The organism is Gemmatimonadota bacterium, assembly GCA_016209965.1.
GTDB lineage: Bacteria > Gemmatimonadota > Gemmatimonadetes > Longimicrobiales > RSA9 > JACQVE01.
This window is the reverse complement of record JACQVE010000036.1, coordinates 1-5,462: the sequence shown is the minus strand read 5'-3', so window position 1 is coordinate 5,462 and position 5,462 is coordinate 1. Positions and strand designations below refer to the sequence as shown.

Below are 5,462 nucleotides of genomic sequence, written 5' to 3'. Positions count from 1 at the left end.
GAAGTACCTGACCGAGCGGGAGCGAAAGATCCTGTATCTCTACTACGGCCTGGACGACGGCGAAGAGAGGACGCTGGAGGAGATCGGCTCGCTACTCGGCGTAACCCGGGAACGCATCCGCCAGATCCGCAACCGCGCGTTCGAGAAGCTGCGCGAAAGCCCCGACGGCGAAGCACTGGCCGGCTTCTGGAGCGCCAACTGAGGGCGAAGCGGTCATCCCGAAGTCGCGCAGCGGCCGAGGGAGCTCCTGAAGCAGCCGTCATTCCTGGACGATTCCTTGGCAGCAAAGGGGGGCCCGCCCGCACAGCGGGCTCCCTTGCTTTCGGGGCCGCGCCGGAACCCAGGTTGCCGGGCACGGTAGTAACCGTGCGTTTCCAAGGCGAAAATGAGTAGATCCGGCAGGACTCGAACCGCCCCGCGCTGGCGACGCTGGCTCGCCGCTCTGGCCCTGATCTGGCTGGCCCATGCACCGCTGGCCCAACCAACCGCGGCGCAGGCGGCCGACCCCTGGGCCGAGCTGCTCGCGGCCCATGGGACGGGGGACGGCGTGCGTTACGGCGCGCTCCGGCGGGATCGGGCGCGGCTCAACAGCTACCTCCGGCAGCTCAGCGCCGTCACAGCCGCGCAGTTTGATGGCTGGACCCGGGCGCAGCAGATGGCGCACCTGATCAATGCTTACAATGCCTACGTCATCGCCACGGTGGTCGACGCATACCCGATCCAGCGGCGGCTCAGCGTCAAGTCTGCCTTGCGGCCGGGGAACTCGGTATGGCAGATCGCGGGCTTCTTCGACGGGATCAAGCATCGCGCAGCCGGCCGGCTGCTCACGCTGGACGAGATCGAGCACCAGTGGCTGCGCGAGCGCTACCGCGACCCCCGCATCCACTTCGCGCTGGTATGTGCTGCCCGGTCCTGCCCGGCCTTGCGCGCAGAGCCGTATGCCGCGGAGCGTCTCGATGAGCAACTCGATGACCAGGCGCGCCGTTTCCTGGGCGACACGCGCAAGAACCGATTCGAACCGGCGGCAGCCGTGGTGCAGCTCTCCTCGATCTTCGACTGGTTCGGCGAGGATTTCCGCGCCCCCACGGGCAGCGAAGCATCCCAGCGCTTCCCGGGTAATGCCACGCAGCGTGCCGTGCTGGCCTTCATCCGCCACTACCTGCCATCGGAAGCCGCGGCCTGGCTGGAAGCGGGCCGCTATGGGATCGAATACCTGGAGTACGACTGGGCGTTGAATGACGTGGAAACGCACTAGCGCGAGCGCTCGAGCGGCCCTGGTGCTCGCGCTGCTTTCCCCCGCCACCCCTGCCGGCGCCCAGGCCACCGGGGACTGGAACTCGGCTCGCACGCTCGAGCTCGTGGCCAGGGCGCGCGCCCGGCGCGCCACACCCCACGCCGACTCCGGCCTGGCCAATTACCGTGCCCTCGCCACGGGCTACCTCTACTTCTACCTGGACCGGAAGCAGTCAGACGAACGCACGCTGGTCAAGGTGGACCAGCTCGCGCTCGAGATTTACTGGGCGGCGCCCAACCGCACGAAACAGCGCATCATCGGACTCCGGGATGTCAGCCGGCTCCCCAACCGCATGCGCTACCACCTCGATCACCTCACGGTGGTCCAGGACGAATTCGGCGACCGGATCCGTATGGGCGACGGCGATGAGGTGAGGGACGTGCCGCACCCCGCCGCTCCCGGTGCCGACAGCCTTTACGACTACCGGCTCGCCGATTCGCTGAGCCTACAGCTCCCTGGCTCGCCACAACCGGTGCGGGTCTATCAGATCGACGTCCGGCCGCGGCGCTTCGACCTGCCCGCCTTCATCGGCGCCGTGTTCACTGACCGCGCCACGGGCGACATCGTGCGCATGAGCTTCACCTTCACGCCCGCCTCCTACGTAGACCCGCGGCTCGACTACATCCAGGTCTCACTGGACAACGGCTTGTGGGAACAACGCTACTGGCTGCCGCACGAGCAGCGCCTGGAAATCCGGCGCCAGCTTCCGGAACTGGACTTCGTGGCAGGTGGCGTGATCCGTGGCGTGCTCCGCATCGGCGGTTACGCGCTGAACGAGGATCTCCCGGCCAACCTCTTCGAAGGGTACCCGCTCACCGCGGCGCCCAGGAGCGCCCGCGAGGCCTACCCCTTCGCCGCCGGCATCTTCCAGGGATTGAACGACGAGGGGCTGGCGCCGCCTCCCGAGCTCAGCGTGTTGCGCCGCCACGCCGCCCAGCTCGTCGGCCGCCGCTACCTGAGCGGACTGCCCCGCGTGCGCTTCCACCTGGCCAACGCATCCTCCGCCCTGCGCTATAACCGCGCCGAGGGGGTCTACCTGGGCGCGGGCGCCTCCTTCGCTCGCGTCCTCGGACGCAGGCTCGACCTGGCGGCCGGCTATGCCACGGCTGCCAGCCATGCCTCGCTCGCCGGCGCAATCCAGCTCTGGGGCTCCGGAGCCACGCAGCTGCGGCTCTCCGCCGAGCGGCACGCGTTGCGCGAGCTAGGCATCCGCCCGGCAGCGCCGGGCGCCTTCAACACCCTCACCGCCGCCACGCTGGGCCACGACTATCTCGACCCCTACTTCGCCAACGCTGTCCGCCTCGAGCTGGACTACGCGCTCGCCGCCTCCTGGCGTGCCGGCCTCCGCATCGGCCTCGAGGAGCAGCAGAGCGCCACCCTGGCCACGACCGGCGCGCTCTTCCAGGATTCCGCGGCTTTCCGGCCGGTGCGCAGCATAGACGAGGGGCGCCTGCTGGCCGGGCGATTGTCCCTGCGCCGCACCAGCGCCGATTCCCGCACCAGCGCCTGGAGCGGCGCGCTCGCGGTCGAGGCCGGCACTTACCAGGCTGACCGGCCGGAGCCGGACGCCTACCTTCGCCCCACCCTCGAGCTGACACTCGCGCGCCGCTCCGCCGATCAGCGCGCCGCGCTCGCGCTGCGCGGCGCCGCCGGCCTGCTCCTGGGCAGCCCGCCGGTGCAGCAGCTCTTCCTGCTGGGCGGCCGCGGCACGCTACCCGGCTACCCGTACCGCACCTTTGCCGGCGACCGTTTCCTGCTCGCCGAGCTCGAGGCCTCCCGGCAAGTCGTGGGGCCGTGGCTGCGCGGCCGCGCGCTGGCCGCGCTGGGCTGGAGCAACTTCGCCCAGGCGGCGCCGCCCGCAGGCTGGGCGGTGCGCGAAACAGGTGGCGCGCGGGCCAGCCTGGGGCTGGGCGTCGGACTGCTCTATGACATCCTGCGCCTGGACCTCGTCCGCGGCCTGAACGGCGGCGAATGGCAGGCGCTACTCTCCGTCACGCCCGACCTCTGGGACGTGCTCTAGACGCCTGCGGGCACAGAGCTTGTAGCAATGGAGTCTGAGGCGGAGCATCGTCAGCTCTGGTCCTCGTCCTCCTCGCCCTCGTTCTCATCGCGCCGGCCTGGCGGCGACCCCAGCATGATGAGCTCCCGCACCTGCACCTCGGCGGTGGGCACGGTCACTCCGTTCTTCTCGTAGCTGTCGTACTCGATCCGCCCCTCGACGTACAGCCGGTCGCCCTTGCGCACGTAGTCCTCGGCCAGCTGGGCCAGGCGGTCCCACACGGTGAGGCGGTGCCACTCCGTGCGTTCCTCGAAGCTCCCGTCCCGCGGCACCCGGCGACTGGTGGCCAGCGAGAGGTGAGCGACCTTGGTCCCGCTCCCCGTCGTCTGGATGTCCGGGTCACGACCCACGTTTCCTACCAGGATCACCTTGTTGATCGAGCGGCTCATGGCGCCTCCTCGCTGCCGTGCGGCGCGCGGGACCGGCCCGGCCGCGCCGCGGTTGCAGTGGAACAGGTGAAGTTGCGGCGCGAAGCTGCGGGCGGCGGTGGGGCAGCGCCATGGCAGGTTGGGGCTACTTACATTCGTACCAGTTCAGGCCCACGCCGGTCGCGACTTCGAGGGGGACTGCGAGGGTGAACGCCGCCTCCATCCGCTCTCTCACCAGCGTGCGCACCGTGTCCACCTCCGCCTCGGGCACTTCGAAGACCAGCTCGTCATGAACCTGGAGGAGCATGCGCGCGCGGGATCGGTTGTCCGCCAGCGCCGCATGGATCTGGATCATGGCCCGCTTGATGATGTCTGCGGCCGTGCCCTGCACGGGCGCATTGGTAGCTGCCCGTTCGCCGAACTGGCGCATGTTGAAATTACTGCTGCGTATCTCGGGGATGTAGCGGCGCCTGCCGCTCAGCGTCTCGACGTAGCCGAGCGTGCGCGCGCGCTCGATCTGCTCGTCCAGGTAGCGGCGCACGCCGGGGAAGCGCTCGAAGTACTGCTCGATGAAGGCGCGGGCCTCAGCCACGGAAGTGGCCAGGCGCTGTGCCAGCGCGAAGGGCCCGATCCCGTAGATGGTTGCGAAGTTGATGGTCTTAGCGGCCGCCCGCATCGGCGGGGTTACCGCCTCAGGCGCGACATCGAACACCAGTGCCGCGGTCTGGCGGTGCACGTCCGCGCCACTGCGGAACGCGTCGACAAAAGCCGTGTCGCCCGAGAGGTGGGCCAGGATGCGCAGCTCGATCTGCGAGTAGTCGGCGGCCAGGTAAACGTGGCCCGGCGCGGGGATGAAGCCTTTGCGGATCTCCGCGCCGACATCCGTGCGGATGGGAATGTTCTGCAGGTTGGGATCGCTGGAAGACAGGCGGCCGGTGGCTGCGACCGTCTGGTTGAAGCTGGTGTGGATGCGCCCCGTCTCCGGATTCACGAGCAGCGGTAGCGCGTCGACGTAGGTGCCCTTCAGCTTGTCCAGTTGCCGGTACTCGAGCAGCAGTCTGGGCAGGGCGTGCCCCTGCGCCGCCAGCTCCTCGAGCACCGCGGCATCCGTCGAGGCCCCGGTCTTCGTCCGCTTCACCACGGGCAGCTCGAGCTTCTGGAACAGCACCTCCCGGAGCTGCGGCGTCGAGTTGATGTTGAACTCGCGGCCCGCCAGCTTGTAGATCTCGTGCTGGATCAACTCCAGCTCGCGCTGCAGCTTGCGCGAGAGTGCGGCAAAGAAATCCCGGTCGATCCGGATGCCTGCCCACTCCATCTCCGCGAGCACGGGGACGAGAGGCATCTCGATTCCCTGGAACAGGCGCCCGAGCCCGTAGTGCTCGAGCTCCGGCTGGAATAGCTCCATCAGCCGGCACGCCAGGTCGGCACCCTGGGAAACGTAGTCCCGCACCCGCTCGAGCGGGCACTGGGCGAGCGGGAGCTGGTCCCTGCCCTTGCCGCACACCTCCTCGTAACGGATCGTCCGCCAGTTCAGGTGCTCGAGCGCCAGCGACTCCAGCCCGTGGTCCCGTCGCCCCGGGTCCAGCACATAGGAAGCGACGCTGGTGTCGAATGACGCGCCGCGCAGCTCGATCCCGGCGCGGCGCAGCACCAGCATAGCTTGCTTCAGGTCATGGCCGACCTTGGCGATGGCGGCGTCCTCGAGCAGTTCGCGCAGCGGCCGCATCGCTTCGGAGCCGGG

5 protein-coding genes are annotated in these 5,462 nt (G+C 69.2%); 3 read left to right on the top strand and 2 right to left on the bottom strand.

The genetic code is table 11. From position 1 onward, the window contains the following. The 3 genes from HY703_01695 to HY703_01685 all read left to right on the top strand — a co-directional run. The coding region (locus tag HY703_01695; protein ID MBI4543892.1) for an RNA polymerase subunit sigma at positions 1-202 on the top strand (202 nt) is incomplete at its 5' end. Between the two features lie 183 nt (positions 203-385). After that, complete coding sequence (locus HY703_01690; GenBank protein ID MBI4543891.1) at positions 386-1,255, top strand: DUF547 domain-containing protein; 870 nt, start codon at positions 386-388, stop codon at positions 1,253-1,255. Continuing rightward, on the top strand, positions 1,236-3,314 hold the full coding sequence (locus HY703_01685; protein MBI4543890.1) for a hypothetical protein: 2,079 nt from the start codon (positions 1,236-1,238) through the stop codon (positions 3,312-3,314). The genes HY703_01690 and HY703_01685 overlap by 20 nt, the downstream gene beginning before the upstream one ends. A 50-nt stretch (positions 3,315-3,364) precedes the next feature. Here the strand turns inward: HY703_01685 and HY703_01680 are convergent, their stop codons facing one another. Further along, the gene (locus tag HY703_01680; GenBank protein MBI4543889.1) at positions 3,365-3,742 is read right to left on the bottom strand and encodes a single-stranded DNA-binding protein; all 378 of its coding nucleotides are present in this window, start codon (positions 3,740-3,742) and stop codon (positions 3,365-3,367) included. Positions 3,743-3,866: 124 nt separating this feature from the next. Further along, positions 3,867-5,462: DNA polymerase I (gene polA, locus HY703_01675; protein MBI4543888.1), on the bottom strand; the 1,596-nt coding region annotated here is incomplete at its 5' end.

Coding starts and splice junctions, on each gene's coding strand:
- HY703_01690 (MBI4543891.1), top strand. CDS start 386: ATGAGTAGATCCGGCAGGACTCGAACCGCCCCGCGCTGGCGACGCTGG.
- HY703_01685 (MBI4543890.1), top strand. CDS start 1,236: ATGACGTGGAAACGCACTAGCGCGAGCGCTCGAGCGGCCCTGGTGCTC.
- HY703_01680 (MBI4543889.1), bottom strand. CDS start 3,742: ATGAGCCGCTCGATCAACAAGGTGATCCTGGTAGGAAACGTGGGTCGT.